At 68.6% G+C, this 15,819-nt stretch carries 15 protein-coding genes; 6 read left to right on the top strand and 9 right to left on the bottom strand.

Annotated features, from left to right (window positions below):
• The first annotated feature begins 270 nt into the window (after positions 1-270).
• Positions 271-948 (top strand): dienelactone hydrolase family protein, encoded by a 678-nt coding sequence (locus AC2EWF_RS03580; protein WP_483637973.1) that lies wholly within the window; start codon positions 271-273, stop codon positions 946-948.
• Positions 945-1,358, top strand: coding sequence for an HIT domain-containing protein (locus AC2EWF_RS03575; RefSeq protein ID WP_483637972.1), 414 nt, complete (start codon positions 945-947; stop codon positions 1,356-1,358). The genes AC2EWF_RS03580 and AC2EWF_RS03575 overlap by 4 nt, the downstream gene beginning before the upstream one ends.
• A gap of 186 nt (positions 1,359-1,544) precedes the next feature.
• Here AC2EWF_RS03575 and AC2EWF_RS03570 read toward each other — a convergent pair whose 3' ends face one another.
• The 4 genes from AC2EWF_RS03570 to apbC all read right to left on the bottom strand — a co-directional run bounded on the left by AC2EWF_RS03570 (position 1,545) and on the right by apbC (position 4,572).
• On the bottom strand, positions 1,545-2,048 hold the full coding sequence (locus tag AC2EWF_RS03570) for a hypothetical protein (RefSeq protein WP_483637971.1): 504 nt from the start codon (positions 2,046-2,048) through the stop codon (positions 1,545-1,547).
• Between the two features lie 95 nt (positions 2,049-2,143).
• Positions 2,144-2,713, bottom strand: a complete 570-nt coding sequence (dcd, locus tag AC2EWF_RS03565) for a dCTP deaminase (RefSeq protein ID WP_483637970.1) — start codon at positions 2,711-2,713, stop codon at positions 2,144-2,146.
• Positions 2,714-2,798: 85 nt separating this feature from the next.
• Positions 2,799-3,335, bottom strand: a complete 537-nt coding sequence (locus AC2EWF_RS03560) for an NADPH-dependent FMN reductase (RefSeq protein ID WP_483637969.1) — start codon at positions 3,333-3,335, stop codon at positions 2,799-2,801.
• Positions 3,336-3,483: 148 nt separating this feature from the next.
• On the bottom strand, positions 3,484-4,572 hold the full coding sequence (gene apbC / locus AC2EWF_RS03555; RefSeq protein WP_483637968.1) for an iron-sulfur cluster carrier protein ApbC: 1,089 nt from the start codon (positions 4,570-4,572) through the stop codon (positions 3,484-3,486).
• A 151-nt stretch (positions 4,573-4,723) separates the two neighbouring features.
• Between apbC and AC2EWF_RS03550 the strand changes: the two genes are divergently transcribed.
• Complete coding sequence (locus AC2EWF_RS03550; RefSeq protein ID WP_483637967.1) at positions 4,724-5,191, top strand: DUF2147 domain-containing protein; 468 nt, start codon at positions 4,724-4,726, stop codon at positions 5,189-5,191.
• A gap of 64 nt (positions 5,192-5,255) precedes the next feature.
• Here AC2EWF_RS03550 and AC2EWF_RS03545 read toward each other — a convergent pair whose 3' ends face one another.
• From AC2EWF_RS03545 to galA, 4 genes are all read right to left on the bottom strand, one after another.
• Positions 5,256-6,068 (bottom strand): DeoR/GlpR family DNA-binding transcription regulator, encoded by an 813-nt coding sequence (locus AC2EWF_RS03545; protein WP_483637966.1) that lies wholly within the window; start codon positions 6,066-6,068, stop codon positions 5,256-5,258.
• Positions 6,065-6,697 (bottom strand): HAD family hydrolase, encoded by a 633-nt coding sequence (locus tag AC2EWF_RS03540; RefSeq protein WP_483637965.1) that lies wholly within the window; start codon positions 6,695-6,697, stop codon positions 6,065-6,067. The genes AC2EWF_RS03545 and AC2EWF_RS03540 overlap by 4 nt, the downstream gene beginning before the upstream one ends.
• Positions 6,694-7,851 (bottom strand): MFS transporter, encoded by a 1,158-nt coding sequence (locus tag AC2EWF_RS03535; RefSeq protein WP_483637964.1) that lies wholly within the window; start codon positions 7,849-7,851, stop codon positions 6,694-6,696. The genes AC2EWF_RS03540 and AC2EWF_RS03535 overlap by 4 nt, the downstream gene beginning before the upstream one ends.
• Positions 7,852-8,044: 193 nt before the next feature.
• A complete protein-coding gene (gene galA, locus AC2EWF_RS03530; protein WP_483637963.1) occupies positions 8,045-10,582 on the bottom strand; it encodes a beta-galactosidase GalA in 2,538 nt (845 codons plus the stop codon).
• A 135-nt stretch (positions 10,583-10,717) separates the two neighbouring features.
• Between galA and metG the strand changes: the two genes are divergently transcribed.
• Genes metG through nth form a run of 3 tightly spaced genes read left to right on the top strand, consistent with a single transcriptional unit; the run spans position 10,718 to position 14,106 of the window.
• Positions 10,718-12,823 (top strand): methionine--tRNA ligase, encoded by a 2,106-nt coding sequence (gene metG / locus AC2EWF_RS03525; RefSeq protein WP_483637962.1) that lies wholly within the window; start codon positions 10,718-10,720, stop codon positions 12,821-12,823.
• A gap of 42 nt (positions 12,824-12,865) precedes the next feature.
• The gene (gene rsxB / locus AC2EWF_RS03520; protein WP_483637961.1) at positions 12,866-13,471 is read left to right on the top strand and encodes an electron transport complex subunit RsxB; all 606 of its coding nucleotides are present in this window, start codon (positions 12,866-12,868) and stop codon (positions 13,469-13,471) included.
• Entirely contained in the window at positions 13,468-14,106 is a 639-nt protein-coding gene (gene nth, locus AC2EWF_RS03515; RefSeq protein WP_483637960.1) for an endonuclease III, read from the top strand. Before rsxB ends, nth begins: the two co-directional genes overlap by 4 nt.
• A gap of 157 nt (positions 14,107-14,263) precedes the next feature.
• Here the strand turns inward: nth and AC2EWF_RS03510 are convergent, their stop codons facing one another.
• On the bottom strand, positions 14,264-15,586 hold the full coding sequence (locus AC2EWF_RS03510) for an OprD family outer membrane porin (RefSeq protein WP_483637959.1): 1,323 nt from the start codon (positions 15,584-15,586) through the stop codon (positions 14,264-14,266).
• Positions 15,587-15,819 lie beyond the last annotated feature (233 nt).

Here is a 15,819-nt window from a genome sequence, read left to right as displayed (position 1 = left end):
CCGGGCGCAGCTTGCGCGGGCAAGCGCACGCAGAGAGCGGTCATGGGTGACCGCGCACCGGGGAGCGAGGGCGGCGAAGCGCCTTCATCCTGTCCCTTCGACCGCGGCCTTGCGGGGCCGCGCCCAGCGCGAACGAAGAAGGCGCCGAACGGGTCTTGCCGTCCGGCGGCAACGGTACAGCGCAGGCCCGGGCATGGCCGGCACTTTCACCGCCCTCTTGCATCCTCGCCCGCTAGAATCCCCCGCATCGCCGCACCGGAGACGGCCGCCATGGGCCAGCACGTCAACATCCCCACTTCGCGCACGCAGTGCATCGGCGGCTACCTCGCCCAGCCCGAGGGCAAGCCGAAGGGCGGCATCGTGGTGGTGCAGGAGATCTTCGGCGTCACCGCGCACATCCGCAGCGTGGCGGACCGCTTCGCCGCGGCCGGCTACACCGCGATCGCGCCGGCTTTCTTCGACCACCTCGAAGCGTGGCTAGAACTGGACTACGACGAGGTGGGCATGGCGCGCGGCAAGGCGCTGGTGGGCGAGCTGGGGCTGGACCGGCCGCTGGAGGACGTGGCGAGCGCCGCCGAATCCATCGCCTCCTCCGGCAAGGTCGGCGTGGTGGGCTACTGCTGGGGCGGCACGATCGCCTTGCTCGCCGCGCTCCGGCTGGGCCTGCCCGCGGTGAGCTACTACGGCGCCCGCAACGTGCCGTTCCTCGGCGAGAAGCCGAAGGCACCGGTGATGTTCCATTTCGGCGAGGACGATTCCTCGATTCCGGCGGAGGCGGTGGCGCGGCACCGCGAGCTGCTGCCGCAGATGGAAGTGTTCAGCTACCCGGGCGCCGGCCACGCGTTCAATCGCGACGTGCCGGGCGACAAGCACTACCACGGGGCCAGCGCGATGCTGGCGTGGCAGCGCACGCTGGAATTCTTCGACAGGCAGCTGGCCGGCCAATGAACGCAGCCGCGTTCGCACTCGACCCGCGCCTGCAGGCCGACACCCGCTCCGTGGCCATGCTGTCGCTGTGCGAGCTGCGGCTGATGGACGACGCGCGCTATCCGTGGCTGGTGCTGGTGCCGCACCGTGCCGGCATGGTCGAGGTCGCCGACCTCGCCGAAGCCGAACAGGCGCAGCTGTGGCAGGAGGCGAACCAGGCCGCCGCCGCATTGCGCGCCGTGGCGCCCTGCGACAAGCTCAATTTCGGCGCGTTGGGCAACATCGTGCGCCAGCTGCACCTGCACGTGGTGGCGCGCACCGAAGGCGACGCGGCCTGGCCCGGCCCGGTCTGGGGCAGCGGGGCGGCCGTGCCCTACGCCGCCGATGCGTTGGCTGCGCGATTGGCCGCGCTGCGGCAGCGGCTCACCTAGGAGCGCACCCGACGGGTGGCGAGGCGCCCGCCAAGGGCCACCGCCCGCGGACCTGCGCCAGGAAATGGAAAGTGCGGCCGTGGGTCGCCGCCCGGTGGGTCCTCGCGATCAGGGACCGTGGCAAAGCCAAGGCAAAAAGCCCGCGGATCGCTCCGCGGGCTTTTCGGCATGCAGCGGGAATCCGGCTCAGTGCTGCTGTTGCGCGGCCTGATCGACGGAATCGCACCCGGCGGCGGTCTTGCATTGCTGGCCGTCGTCGATCTTCACCGGCGCGTGGTGGTCTTCCAGCTGCCGTGCCTTGGTGTTGATCGCGTTGATCTCGGTGAGCTTGCCGCCGTTGTCGTAATAGGCGGTGAAGCCGTAGTCGATCGACATGCGTGCCAGGTACTGCAGGTGCACCTTGCGGATCTTGGAATCGTCGCTGGGCAGCAGCAGCACGGTCTTCGGCAACTTGCCGGCGTCCTTGAGGTAGGCGAAATGGCTGCCTGCGTCGACCGCCGACAGCACCGCACCGTCGATCACGAACTGGCCTTCCTTGTAGGCCTCGATGGTGGTGTCGAATCTGCCCTTCCACTGGGCCTCGCTCGCCTGCTCCTTGACGCCGCCCTTGTGGCAGCCGCCGAGTACGAGCGCACTGCCGATCACCAGCGCAACGGCGATGCGGGTCAAGAGGGTGGAAAGACGGATCATCGGGTTCTCCTGCATAAAGCGGTCGTGATGGCTTGGCGAGTTTAGCGCGGCGCCCCGCGCCGGGCGGTGGCGGCGGGTGGCCGTCGAACGCCGGTTCAGGTACGCGGCAGGGTCACGCCCTGCTGGCCCTGGTATTTGCCGCCGCGGTCCCTGTAGCTGGTTTCGCAAGGTTCGTCGGATTCGAAGAAAAGCATCTGCGCCACCCCCTCGTTCGCGTAGATCTTCGCGGGCAGCGGCGTGGTGTTGGAGAACTCCAGCGTCACGTGCCCCTCCCACTCCGGCTCCAGCGGGGTGACGTTGACGATGATGCCGCAACGCGCGTAGGTGCTCTTGCCCAGGCACACCACCAGCACGTCGCGCGGAATGCGGAAGTACTCCACCGTGCGCGCCAGCGCGAACGAATTCGGCGGGATGATGCACACGTCCGAGGTCACGTCCACGAAGCTGTTCGGGTCGAACGCCTTCGGGTCGACGATGGTGGAGTTGATGTTGGTGAACACCTTGAACTCCCGCGCGCAGCGCACGTCGTAGCCGTAGCTGGAAGTACCCCAGGACACCGCGCGGCCGCCGTCCTCGCGCACCTTCATCTGGCCCGGCTCGAACGGCTCGATCATGCCGTGGCCTTCGGCCATGCGGCGGATCCACTTGTCGGACTTGATGCTCACGTGTGCTCCGCGGTCGGCGTGGCGCCCGGGCGGGCCGGGCGAAAGCGGCAAAAATACATGGTCGGGGCGCTTGCGCGCCAGCGGATCAGGCCAGCTCGGCCGCCAGGTGGTCCAGCGCCGCGCGCAACTCGGTGCAACGCTCCGCGCTGGCCAGCAACTGCTCCGCCGTGCAGCCCGCGCCGGGCAGCGCCACCGGGAAGGGCCGGGTGGACAGCAACTCGGCCGACATGGTGCGCAGGATCTCGGCCAGTGCCTCCTGCGCGTGGTACGAGCCGCGCGCGGAGGTATTCAGCAGCAGCGCCGGCTTGCCGGGGAACTCCAGGCTGCCGACCAGCCAGTCCAGCAGGTTCTTGAAAGCGCCCGGCACGCCGTGGGCGTATTCGGGACAGGCGACCAGCAAGGCGTCGGCCTGCCCCACCGCCGCGCGCAACGCCAGCACGGAGGGCGGCAGCGGATCGCGCTCGTCGTCGGGGTTGAACAGCGGCAGGCTGGCGAGGCCGTCGTATATCGCCAGTTCCAGCGACACGGGCGCCAGTTGCTTCGCCGCTTCCAGCGCGGCGCGGCAAGAAGAAACCCGGCGCAGGCTGCCGCAAAGGCACAGCACGCGCCGGGTTGCGTTCATGCTTGAGAACCTGTCCGGAAGCGTAGCGGGCGGACGCAGGGCGGGCGTGGACGACGCGCAGAGACCGGAGTGTATGGGTCAATACATGAGGATTTCGAGCATTGACCGCGCCCGCCCTGCGTTCGCGCAGCAGCTTCCGGACGGGTTCTCACGGGGCGCCTTGCACCACGATCTTGCCCAGGCCCAGCGACTTGTTGCGCGGCTGGCGCGACAGCCGCCCCGCCGCGTTGCGGGCGATCTCGCGATAACGCGCGGCGAGGTCGGAATCGGGCATCGCCACCACGGTGGGCGTACCGCCGTCGGCCTGCTCGCGGATGCGGATGTCCAGCGGCAGCGAGCCGAGATACGGCACGCCGTATTGTTCCGCCATGCGCGCGCCGCCGCCTTCGCCGAAGATGTGCTCCTCGTGGCCGCAGTTCGAGCAGACGTGGGTGGCCATGTTCTCCACCACGCCGAGCACCGGCACTTCCACCTTCTCGAACATCTTGAGCGCCTTGCGTGCATCCAGCAGGGCGATGTCCTGCGGCGTGGTGACGATCACCGCGCCGGCGACCGGCACTTTCTGCGCCAGGGTGAGCTGGATGTCGCCGGTGCCGGGCGGCAGGTCGATCACCAGGTAATCGAGCATCTCCCAGCGCGAGTCGGTAAGCAGCTGCATCATCGCCTGGGTCACCATCGGGCCGCGCCAGATCATCGGCGTCTCCTCGTCGACGAGGAAGCCGATCGACATCGCCTGCAGGCCGTGCGCCTGCATCGGCGTGATGCTCTTGCCGTCGGGCGACTCCGGCTTGCCGCCGATGCCGAGCATGCGCGGCTGGCTGGGGCCGTAGATGTCGGCGTCGAGCACGCCCACCCGGGCGCCCTCGGCCTTGAGCGCCAGCGCGAGGTTGGCGGCCACCGTGGACTTGCCCACGCCGCCCTTGCCCGAGGCCACCACGATGATGTTCTTCACGTTGGGCAGCGGCGCCAGCGTGCCCTGCACCTTGTGCGACTGGATGCGGCTGGTGACCGACACGGTGGCCGCCGCGATCGCCGGATCGGCCTCCAGCGCCTGCGTGGCCTGCGCGGCCAGCGCCCCAGCGGCTCCGCTGGCGGGATAGCCCAGCTGCAGATCCACCGATACGTTCGCGCCAGCCACGCCCACCGCGCGCACGGTTTCGGCCAGCGGCGCGCCGGTATGGGTGTCGGTCAGCCCGCCGAGAATCTGGCGGACCAGGGCTTCGTTCGCCTGCGTCATGTCGGGTCGGAATGCTTCATGGGGACAGGGCATTATGCCAGCCGCGGCCAAAGTGCCGGCTGATCCAGATCAGCATGGCGCGGCGCAGCTTGACGGCTTGGCCGGGCATCGGCAGGCTCGGACCATACTGTTTCGTACGGGGAGTATCGCCATGAAGCACGCTGTTCGTCTCGCCCTCGCCCTCGGCCTGCTGCTGGGCGCCGGCGCCGTGTCCGCCACCGACACCAGCACCCCGGTCGGCACCTGGAAACAGGTGGACGACGTCACCGGCAAGGTGAAGTCCATCATCCAGATCAGCGAGACGAATGGCACGCTGGAAGGCAAGGTGATGCAGCTCCTCAACCGCAGCCCGGAAGCCATCGCCCGCGACGGCGAGCACCCGAAATGCGTGAAGTGCGACGGCGCGCGCAAGGACCAGCCTATCGAGGGGATGACCATCATGTGGGGCGTGAGCAAGGACGGCGACGTATGGGACGGCGGCAGGATCCTCGATCCCAAGAACGGCAAGATCTACAAGGTGAAGCTCACGCTGGAGGACGGCGGGCGCAAGCTCGACGTGCACGGTTACATCGGCTTCGCCCTGCTGGGCCGCAGCCAGACCTGGGAGCGGCAGCAGTAAGCGCCTCGCGGCCACGCTGGTGCGCTGACGGAACGCGGGCCGCCGGCCCGCGTTCCTCGTTGCGCTAGTCGCCGGCGGCGTCGGCCCGGTGCACCGCTACGCCACGCGCCGCGTAGGCACTGCGCGTGGCCTTGTCCACGTCGCGTTCCACCACCAGATGGTGCACTTCCGCCAGCCCGGCCACCCGGTGGGTGGCGACCGCGCCCAGCTTGTCGCTGGTGACCACCACGACGGTTTCGCCGCTGGCTTCCACCATCGCGCGCTTGAACAGGGATTCCTCGCTGTCGAATCCCCACAAGCCGCCAGCCACGTCCAGCGCGCACGCGCCGGGGAAGCATAGGTCGGCGCGGATCCGCTGCAGCTCCCTTACCGCCTGCGCACCCAGCGCACCGCCGATGTGCGGATCGACGCGGCCGCCGATCAGCTGGATCTCGAAACCCTCGCGGTCCAGCAAGGCCAGCACGACATCCGGCGCGTTGGTGACCACCGTGAGCCCGCAGCGCTCGGGCAAGGCGGCGGCGATCGCTGCGTTGGTGGACCCGGCATCGATCAGCAGGACCTGGCCCGGACGCACCAGCGTCGCCGCCTTGCGTGCCAGCGCCTGCTTGCGGCCGGTGTGCTCGACGCGCCGCTGCTTCAGCGGCGGCACCGCCACCGGCAGCGGCAAGGCGCCGCCATAGACGCGCCTGCAGAGCCCTTGCGCCGCCAGTTCGCGGAGATCGCGGCGCACGGAATCCTCGGAAACCGCGAACTCGGCCGCCAGCTCCACGGCCACCACGCGGCCGTGGCTGCGCAGGCGCTGCAGGATCCACTGCTGCCGCTCCTGGGGCATCGCCTCGCCCCGGGGAATCGACGCCGTCACCCGCGACTTGCTCATGCCGACACCAGTCCGTGCGAAGCAAGCCACTCGCGCAAGCCCTCGGGGCCGCGGAACCACCACGCATGCATTCCCTGCGCCGCCGCCGCTTCGACGTTGCGCCGCGCGTCGTCGATGTAGGCCGTGCGCGCGGGGTCGATCGCATAGCGCTCGAACAGGCGCTGGTAGATGCGCGGATCCGGCTTGATCAGCCGCTCCTCGCCGGAAACGACGATGCCCTCGAACCAGTGCAGGAAGCCGAACATCCCGATTTCCCTGGCGTGCGGGAAGGTCTCGTGCGACCAGTTGGTCAACGCGTACAGGCGTACCCCGCGCGCCTTCAGCTCGGCGAGCAGATCCACGCTGCCCTGGATCACGCCGCCCAGCATCTCCCGCCAGCCGTCGCGATAGGCGGCGATCAGGCCGGCGTGCTCGGGGAACCGTGCGCTGAGGCTGGCCACCGCCTCGTGCCAGGGGCGGCCCGCGTCCTGCTGCTCGTTCCACGCACTGGTGCAGACCTCGGCGAGGAAGCGCTCCATCGCCGCCTCGTCGTCGAACAGCCGGCGATAGAGGTAGCGTGGGTTCCAGTCGATCAGCACGCCGCCCAGGTCGAATACCACCGTATCGATCATGTCGAGTTCTCCGTTCATCGCCGCACGATCCTTGCGGAAAAGGCCACCAGCAGCAGCAGGCCCGACACCACGACCAGCGCCAGCGGCAGGCCGGCCAGCCGGGACATCAGGCCGATCAGGGCCGGTCCGCTGAGCAGGCCCGCATAGCCGAGCATGGTGACCGCCGCGATGGCGATCGCCGGCGACACACCCGGCAGGCGTCCCGCCGCGCTGAACATCACCGGCACGATGTTGGAGGCGCCCAGGCCGATCAGCACGAATCCGGCCAGCGACGCCTCCGGCCACGGCGCGCATGCCGCCAGCGCGAAGCCCGTCGCGGCGAGGCCGGCGCCCGCGCGCACGGCCCATACAGGTCCGATCCGCTGGACCAGGCGATCGCCGCCGAGCCGGCCCAGCGCCATGGCAATCGAGAAACAGGCGTAGCCGATGCCGGCCGTGCTCGGCGCGAATCCGCGGCAATCGCGCAGGAATACCGCGCTCCAGTCCAGCATCGAACCCTCGGCCATGAAGCTCACGAAGCACAGCAGGCCGAGCAGCAGCACCAGGCCGTGCGGCACACGGAACGGCCCGTGCCCGGCGACCGTCCCGGTCACGCCGGGCAACAGGCCTCCGCGCAAGCGCAACACCAGCGCCGCCAGCAAGGCCGACACCGCCAGCGCAGCCAGCGGCAACGGCAGGCCGAACGCCAGCAAGGCGCTCATGCCTGCGGCGCCGCCCAGGCCGCCCACACTGAACAAGCCGTGGAAACCCGACATCAGCACACGGCCTTCGCGCCGCTCGACCTCGACCGCGTGCGCATTCATGGCCACGTCCACGGCGCCCAGCATCACGCCGAAGTAGAGCAGCGCCATGGTCAGCACGGCCACGTTCGGCGCCAGCGCCAGCACGGGCGGCGCCAGGCAAAGCAGCCATCCCGACGCCACGATCACCCGCCGGTTGCCGAAGCGGTGGCTCAGCCAGCCCACCAGCGGCATCGAGGCCATGGAGCCGCCGCCGAACGCCAGCAGCATCAGCCCCAGTTGCGCGTCGTCCAGCCCGAGCCGCGCCTTGGCATAAGGCACCATCGGCGCCCACGCCGCCATGCCGATCCCCGACAGCAGAAAGATCAGCCGCGTGGAGCGCGTGGCGGCCGCAAGCCGGTCGCGCCCGACCGGCACGGGTTGGGAAAGCATGTCCAAGGGCGGTCCGGGGCGCTCAAAATAACAGGCACCATCGTATACAAACATGCATAAACGTGCAAAAGACCCATCTGCACGCGACAGCCAGGCCGCATCCGGCAACAGGCACCGTGCCATGCTCCCGCAACGCGTCCGTCGCCGGAGGCAAAAGCCTGCCGAGGATTCCGGATGCGACGCCCGGACCTGCCTATGCGACAACCAGTCGCGGCGCCGCCTTCCTGCTCGTGACGGTGAGTGAAGCCGGGACCAGCGATGAGCCCGTCGCCGCTTCTTCGAGCGCCTCGATGCGGATCGTGCCGGGGCTGCCGGTGGCCTGGATGACGAGCTGCGCCAGGCCGTTGAACAGCGAGCGCCTGGGCTCCTTGTCGCTCTCGTGGCAATTGGGGTCGCCGTTGCCCACGCCGATCAGCCGGCCCGCGCCGGAAACGCGGAACGCGAGCTTGTGGTTCGCCGTCGGCACCGGGCGCCCCTGCGCGTCGAGCGCGTCGACCGTGAGCATCGCCACGTCCTGCCCGTCGGCCATGATCTCCACTCGATCGGCCGCCAGCCGCAACTTGCGCGCGGGGCCGGTGGTTTCGCGGCGATCGACCAGCACGATATGGCCGTTCCTGCGCCCGCGCGCCTCGATCACGCCCGGGGCGTAGACGACCTTCCACTGCACGTGGCCGAAGCGCGGCACTTTCTGCACGCCCAGGCTCTTGCCGTTGAGCAGCAGCTCGACCTCGTCCAGGTTGGTATAGACCCACACCGGGATTTCCTGGCCCTCCCTGCCCGCCCAGTTCCAGTGCGGAAACACGTGCAGGCTGGGCGCCTTCGTCCACCAGGCCTTGTAGTAGTAGTAATAGTCCTTGGGGAAGCCGCACAGGTCGACGATGCCGAACTGCGAACTCACTGAAGGCCAGCCGTAGGGCGTCGGTTCGCCGCGGTAGTCGAAGCCCGTCCAGGCGAATCCGCCGGCCAGCCAGTCGCGCGTGGCGTAGAAGCTCCACCATTGCTCCGGCGTTTCGCCCCAGGGCACCACGCCGTCGTAGCTGTTGACCGTGTTCTTCTTCGGGTCGGTCACGTATTCACCGCGCGTGGCGATGGCGCTGGAGGTTTCCGAGCCGTACACCGCGCGCCCCGGGTGTTTCCGGTGGAACGCGTCCGGGTACTTCAGGTTGTAGTTGAAGCCGATGACGTCCAGCGCATCCGACACGCCCTGCTCGTTGTCGCCGTTGACCGCCGCCGACACGACGCGGGTGGGGTCGAGTTCGTGGCAACGCTCGACCATCGCCGCGCCGATGCGCTCGCCCTGCTGTTCCAGCTGGCCCTTCTGCAGCCGCCACTCCTCGTTGCCGATCGACCAGAGGATGACCGAGGGCGAATTGCGGTAGCGCTTCACCATCGTTTCCAGCTGCCGCATGCCGCCGGGGCTGGAGCTCATGTGCCGCGTCTCGCACATCATCAGCATGCCCAGGCGGTCGCAGGCCGCCACCCATTCCGGCGTCGGCATGTTGTGCGAGGTGCGCACGGCGTTGCAGCCCATGCCCTGCAGCACGCCCACGCGGAACGCCTGCAGCCGGTCCGGCAGGGCCGCGCCCACGCCCGCATGGTCCTGGTGGTTGCAGGTGCCCTGGATCTTCAGCGGCTTGCCGTTGAGGAAGAAACCGCGCTCGGGGTCGAACCTCGCCGTACGTATGCCGAACGGAAATTGCTCGGCGTCGCGCGTCGCGCCACCGACGACGAGCTTCACCAAGGCCGTGTAGTGGTGCGGTTCATCGGGCGACCACAGCTTGGGCGCGTCGATGCGCGCCGTCGCCCGGCAATCCGCCGAAGCACGGGGCGCGATGACCTGGGCAGGCGTGGCCGCCCGCGCCACCACGCGGCCGGAAGCATCCGCGATGCTCCATTCGAGCGAGGCATGGACGGCATGCCCGCTCTCGTTCTCGACCAGGGTGGCCAGCGCCAGCGTGGCCGCATCGCTCTCGACCACCGGTCGCACCACGCTTTCCCAGCGGCCGAGATGCACGGGATCCATCTTGGTCAGCCAGACGTGGCGGTAGATGCCGGCGCCCTCGTAGAACCAGCCGTCGCCGAAGCTGGCGTCGACGCGCAGGGCGACGACGTTCTTGCCACCGTAGTTGAGGAAATCGGTGAGGTCGAAGCGGAACGGCGTGTAGCCGTCGTCGTGCCGGCCGATGAAGCAGCCGTTGACGAGCAGCACGATGTCGCGCATCGCGCCGTCGAACTCGATCCAGATGCGGCGGCCGCGGTCGCTTGCCGGAATCTCGAACGTGCGCCGGTACCAGCCCACGCTGGTCGCCGGGTAGCGGCGCCCCAGCGGCTTGTAGCCGTGCGAGGTCAACCGGGTGTCGTCGTCGCCGCTGTCGTCGTGGACGGGGGCCAGCTCCACCGCCCAGTCGTGCGGGAGATCCAGCGCACGCCAGCCGGCGTCGTCGAAGTCGGAAGTGGCGATCTTGAAGTCGCCGGTCTTGGAAAAATCGCCCTGGCCGAATCCGTAGCCGAAATCCTTGGCCGGATCGCAGCCGTTGCCGAACGCGAAGCGCCAGTCGAAATCGAACAGCCATTGCTCGCGCGGCGCCACCGGCGACTCGCCGTGGTGCACGGGCAGCGATGATTTTCCGTCGGTCGCACCAAGGCCGGCCCACACGGTACGCGGCAGCAGACAGGAACCCGCCAGGCCGATGCCGGAAAGGATGAAGGTGCGGCGCGTCGTATCGACCATGAGGTCGGATCCCGGTGGCGTGCGATGTCCATTAATACTACATAATGCACCACCCGTTTCCAAGCTTGCGGCAAGCGCAGGCGTGGCGCACCCGTGGATGCCATAATGCACGGTCCCACGGAGTGCCTGCCCACCATGAGTCGCCGCCTGCTCGTCACCCACGCCCTGCCCTACGCCAACGGCCCGCTGCACCTGGGCCACATGCTGGGCTACATCCAGACCGACATCTGGGTGCGCGCGCAGCGGATGATGGGCAACGAGGTGCACTTCGTGGCGGCGGACGACGCGCACGGCACGCCTATCATGCTGGCCGCCGAGAAGGCCGGCACGACGCCGGAGGCTTTCATCGCCGGGATCCGCGCCAGCCACGAGGCCGATTTCGCGGACTTCCACTTCAGCTACGACCACTACCACACCACCCACTCGGACGAGAACCGCGAGCTGGCCGCGCTGATCTACGCGCGCCTGCGCGACGCCGGCTATATCGCCAGGCGCAGCATCCAGCAGCTGTACGACCCCGAGAAGCAGATGTTCCTGCCAGACCGCTACATCAAGGGCACCTGCCCGAAGTGCGGCACACCCGACCAGTACGGCGACAACTGCGAGAACTGCGGCGCCACTTACGCCCCCACCGACCTCATCAATCCGTATTCGGTCGTCTCCGGCGCCACGCCGGTGCTGAAGGACTCGGAGCATTACTTCTTCGAGCTCTCCAAGTTCGAGGCTCTGCTGCGCGACTGGTTCGCCGGCAAGTACACCGGCGGCAAGCCGGTGGCGAACAGCGGCGTGGCCGCCAAGCTGCGCGAATGGCTGGACGGCGGCCTGAAGGACTGGGACATCTCGCGCGACGCGCCCTACTTCGGCTTCCCCATCCCCGACGCCCCGGGCAAGTTCTTCTACGTGTGGCTGGACGCACCGGTGGGCTACCTCGCCAGCTTCAAGGCACTGTGCGAGCGCACCGGCCTGAAGTTCGACGACTACCTCGGTGCGGACAGCACCACCGAGATGCACCACTTCATCGGCAAGGACATCATCAACTTCCACGGCCTGTTCTGGCCGGCGATGCTGCACGGCGCGCAGATGCGCGTGCCCACCGCGCTGCACGTCAACGGCTACCTCACGGTCAACGGCGCGAAGATGTCCAAGTCGCGCGGCACCTTCATCCAGGCGCGCACCTACCTCGACGCCGGGCTCAATCCCGAGTACCTGCGCTACTACTTCGCCAGCCTGCTCAACGACACGCCGGTGGACGTGGACCTCGACCTCAAGGCCTTCGAGGAGCGCGTCAACTCGCACCTGGTCGGCAAGTGGGTGAACATCGCCAGCCGCACCGCAGGCTTCGTGCACAAGTTCTCCGGCGGCAAGATGGCGGATGGCTTCGACGTGGAACACGCCGCGCTGTGGCAGGCCCTGCTGGCGCACTACGACGGCATCGAGGCGCTTTACGAGGGCGGCGAATTCGCCGAACTCACCCGCCGCTTCGTGCTGATGGCCGACCTGGTCAACGGCCACATCGCCGAGAAGGCACCCTGGATGATGGCGAAGGACGAGGGGCGCCGCACGGAGCTTGCGCAGGTGTGTTCGTTCGCGCTGGCCGCGTTCCGCCTGCTCGCGGGCCTGCTGAAACCCATACTGCCCGCCACCGTGGCTGCCGCCGAGCAGTTCCTGGCCGCGCCGATCGGCGGCTTCGCCGACGCACGCGATGCGCTGCATGGCCATACGATCAACGCCTTTGAACCGCTGCTCGCACGCCTCGATCCCAAACGCATCGAGGCGATGGTCGAAGCCTCGAAGGAATCGCTGGGGGCAACTGCGCCCGCTGCCGAACCACCGAAGAAAAAGCCCATGAACGACACCGTCAAGCCCGCCGCCCCCGTTGCCACCGACACGTCTGCCACGACAACGCCTGCCACCATCGCCATCGACGACTTCGCGAAACTCGACCTGCGCGTGGGCAAGGTGCTGGCCTGCGCGTTCGTGGACGGTTCGGACAAGCTGCTGCGCTTCGAGCTGGACGCCGGCGCGCTGGGCAAGCGGCAGATCTTCTCCGGCATCCGCGCCGCCTACGGCGAGCCGGAGAAGCTGGTGGGCCGCAACGTGGTGTTCATCGCCAACCTCGCGCCGCGCAAGATGCGCTTCGGCCTCTCCGAGGGCATGATCCTCTCCGCGGGCGACGGCGGCAGCGACCTGTTCCTGCTCGACGCCGACCAGGGGGCGCAGCCGGGCGCCACGGTGCGCTGAGCCCCGCGCCCTCTCTCCGCCGGGAGGGGGGACACACTCGCCGTGACACAGCAACTCGCCGACCGCATCGACGCCCTGTTGCCGCAGACCCAATGCGAGCAATGCGGCTACCACGGCTGCCGCCCCTACGCGGAGGCCATCGCGCGGGGCGAGGCGGAGATCAACCGGTGTCCGCCCGGCGGTGCCGCCGGCATCGCGAAGCTCGCCGCCTTGCTCGGCCGCCCCGCCCTCCCGCTAGCCCCGGAACACGGCGTCGAAAAGCCGCGCATGCTGGCACGGGTGGTCGAGGACGAGTGCATCGGCTGCACCAAGTGCATCCAGGCCTGCCCGGTGGATGCCATCGTGGGCGCGGCCAAGCTGATGCACACCGTGCTGGCCGACGATTGCACCGGCTGCGAGCTGTGCGTGCCGGCCTGCCCGGTGGATTGCATCCTGCTGGAGCCGATGCCGTTGGCGCAGATCGACCAGGCACATGCCGACGCGGCGCGCGAGCGCTTCCAGCGCCGCGAGGCGCGGCTGGCGCGCGAAGCTGCCGAGCGCGAGGCGGAGCTGGCCGCGCGCAAGGCAGGCGTGGACGCGGCCGCCGCGGCCGACCCGGTGCTGGCCGCGCTGGCCCGCGCTCGCGCGAAACAGGACAAGACCCCATGAAACGCGCCGACGTCGTCGAGCTGTTCACCCGCCTGCGCGAGCTGAACCCGCAGCCCACCACCGAGCTCACCTACACCACGCCGTTCGAGCTGCTGGTGGCCGTGGTGCTCTCCGCGCAGGCCACCGACGTGGGCGTGAACAAGGCCACGCGCAAGCTTTACCCGGTGGCGAACACGCCGCAGGCAATCCTCGCGCTGGGCGAGGACGGGCTGAAGAAATACATCGGCACGATCGGCCTGTTCAACGCCAAGGCGAAGAACGTGATCGCGCTGTGCGGCCTCCTGGTCGAGCGGCACGGCGGCGAGGTGCCACGCACCCGCGAGGCGCTGGAGGCGCTGCCTGGCGTGGGCCGCAAGACCGCGAATGTGGTGCTCAACACCGCATTCGGCGAATCCACCATTGCGGTGGACACGCACATTTTCCGCGTCGCCAACCGCACCGGCCTCGCTCCCGGCAAGGACGTGCGCGTGGTGGAGGACAAGCTGGAGAAGGTGGTGCCCGCGGAGTTCAAGCGCGACGCCCACCACTGGCTGATCCTGCACGGCCGCTACGTGTGCAAGGCGCGCAAGCCGGATTGCCCGCACTGCGCGATCCGCGACCTGTGCCGCTACAAAGACAAGACGCCGGCGGCCTGAACGTCACGCCGCCACCGGCGAAAAGCAAACGGCGGGCATCATGCCCGCCGTTTTTCCGTCCCTGGGTCGAACTCCCTTGCGATAAGCGATTCCGCGCTCCTGTCGCCGCGTCCGTCCATGGCGGCGTTCCGCCGATACCCGCGGCGGCTACGCCGGCTCAGAACTTGTAGGCGATCATCACGCGGTTGTAGGTGAACGAGCCGTTGCCCGGGTTCAGGCCGTTCTCGCCGCCGCTGGAACGCTCCCAGCGATTGCGCAGCGACAGCCCCTTGAGCACGCCGTCCAGGTTGTAGGTCAGGTCCACGTAGACGTCGTGGCTGCTGCCGCGGAGTGCGGTGGTGTACTTGGCGTAGGCCAGCATGACGTTCAGCTTGTCGTTGAACAGGTTGTAGGTCAGCTTGGTCTTCCAGGCGTGGCCCGGACCCTGCTCCACCAGGCCGCGGATCATCGAGGTGGTGTACAGCGGATCGGTGGCGTAGGCGGCGGTGTACGGCGAAATGATCGCACCGTCGCCGACCGCGCCCGACTGCTGGTCAATCTTGTTGTAGGCCACTTCGAACTTGCCGTGGGGAATGTTCACGCCGACGTCGGCGCCCCAAGCGCGGCTCTTCACCTTGCTGCCGGCCACACCGAACAGCTTCGCGCTGTCCTGGACCAGGATGGAGCTGGAACCGGCGGTCTCGTCCAGGTACTGGCCGGCGATGAACGGGTCGAAGCCCGTACCGGTCTTGAAGGTGTAGGTGCCGTCGGCATAGCCCATGCGGGCAAAGTCGATGAAGTCGTAGTACCACGCCTGGCCCTTGAAGCCGCCAGCGGCGTAGAGGGCGCCTGCCGCCCACGTGCCGCGCGCGGCAGGGGCGCTGCTCGGCAGGCCGCCGATGCCGCCGTAAGAAGAGTCACCGCGATAGGTGGCCGGGTAATAGAGGTTGTCGAAGTGGAAGGAGTCGGAGGTACGGCCCTTCCAGCCGAAGCTGCGCAGGCCGACGAGATCCCAGCCCTTGGCCGGCTTGAAGTCGACCATGGCGGCCTGGTACGCCGCCGGCATCACGCGCGAATCGCTCGAGCCCATCCACGGCGTGTTGAGGTACTGCTGGCCGACGCGCACCAGCGTGTTGTCGGCCTTGTACTGCACGTAGGCCTGGCTGAGCGCACTGACCGAATTGGTCGGCCCCATCAGGGTGGTGTCGATCTTGGAAGCCGTGGACGACTGCGTGCCGAAGGCGTTGGCGCTGACCAGCGAGGCGCCGAGGCTGAACCCGCCGCCGAATTCGCCAGTCTGCGCGTTCAGCAGGATCGCGCCAGACAGGGCGTGCGCATCCGGCACGGAGTCGGTGGAGTACATGCGGTTGAAGTTGTACAGGCGCAGCTCGCCGTCAACATGTCCCTGCGTGAAGATGTTGTCGGATGTATCAGCGTGGGCGCTGAAGCTGGCGTAGCCGAGCGCAAGGCCCACGGCGGCGACGATCAGGGTATTACGCATGAGGCAGTGCTCCGCAATCTTGGGTTGGACTGGCCGGCCCGGGCGGCGGGTCTGCCGCGCGGGCCGGATTGTTTGGAAATCGTTGTGATGTCGCAAGGATGCGGACCTTCCATTACAGACGCTCACCAATTTCATGACAAATGCGTGACATTGCCCGGGCGGACCGGCCCGTGACTCCACGGCAGATCCGGGCCAGGGATCTTCCGGCCGGGACTTCCGGCGCGGTCAACACG

The sequence above is a fragment of the Rhodanobacter sp. sgz306013 genome (assembly GCF_057031145.1).
Note: the sequence above shows the minus strand (reverse complement) of the source record. Positions and strands in the feature narration are given on the sequence as shown.

Bases quoted from the DNA above. Each gene is read 5' to 3' on its own strand.
- AC2EWF_RS03580 (WP_483637973.1), top strand. From the start codon at position 271: ATGGGCCAGCACGTCAACATCCCCACTTCGCGCACGCAGTGCATCGGC.
- AC2EWF_RS03575 (WP_483637972.1), top strand. From the start codon at position 945: ATGAACGCAGCCGCGTTCGCACTCGACCCGCGCCTGCAGGCCGACACC.
- AC2EWF_RS03570 (WP_483637971.1), bottom strand. From the start codon at position 2,048: ATGATCCGTCTTTCCACCCTCTTGACCCGCATCGCCGTTGCGCTGGTG.
- AC2EWF_RS03560 (WP_483637969.1), bottom strand. From the start codon at position 3,335: ATGAACGCAACCCGGCGCGTGCTGTGCCTTTGCGGCAGCCTGCGCCGG.
- apbC (WP_483637968.1), bottom strand. From the start codon at position 4,572: ATGACGCAGGCGAACGAAGCCCTGGTCCGCCAGATTCTCGGCGGGCTG.
- AC2EWF_RS03550 (WP_483637967.1), top strand. From the start codon at position 4,724: ATGAAGCACGCTGTTCGTCTCGCCCTCGCCCTCGGCCTGCTGCTGGGC.
- AC2EWF_RS03545 (WP_483637966.1), bottom strand. From the start codon at position 6,068: ATGAGCAAGTCGCGGGTGACGGCGTCGATTCCCCGGGGCGAGGCGATG.
- AC2EWF_RS03540 (WP_483637965.1), bottom strand. From the start codon at position 6,697: ATGAACGGAGAACTCGACATGATCGATACGGTGGTATTCGACCTGGGC.
- AC2EWF_RS03535 (WP_483637964.1), bottom strand. From the start codon at position 7,851: ATGCTTTCCCAACCCGTGCCGGTCGGGCGCGACCGGCTTGCGGCCGCC.
- galA (WP_483637963.1), bottom strand. From the start codon at position 10,582: ATGGTCGATACGACGCGCCGCACCTTCATCCTTTCCGGCATCGGCCTG.
- metG (WP_483637962.1), top strand. From the start codon at position 10,718: ATGAGTCGCCGCCTGCTCGTCACCCACGCCCTGCCCTACGCCAACGGC.
- nth (WP_483637960.1), top strand. From the start codon at position 13,468: ATGAAACGCGCCGACGTCGTCGAGCTGTTCACCCGCCTGCGCGAGCTG.
- AC2EWF_RS03510 (WP_483637959.1), bottom strand. From the start codon at position 15,586: ATGCGTAATACCCTGATCGTCGCCGCCGTGGGCCTTGCGCTCGGCTAC.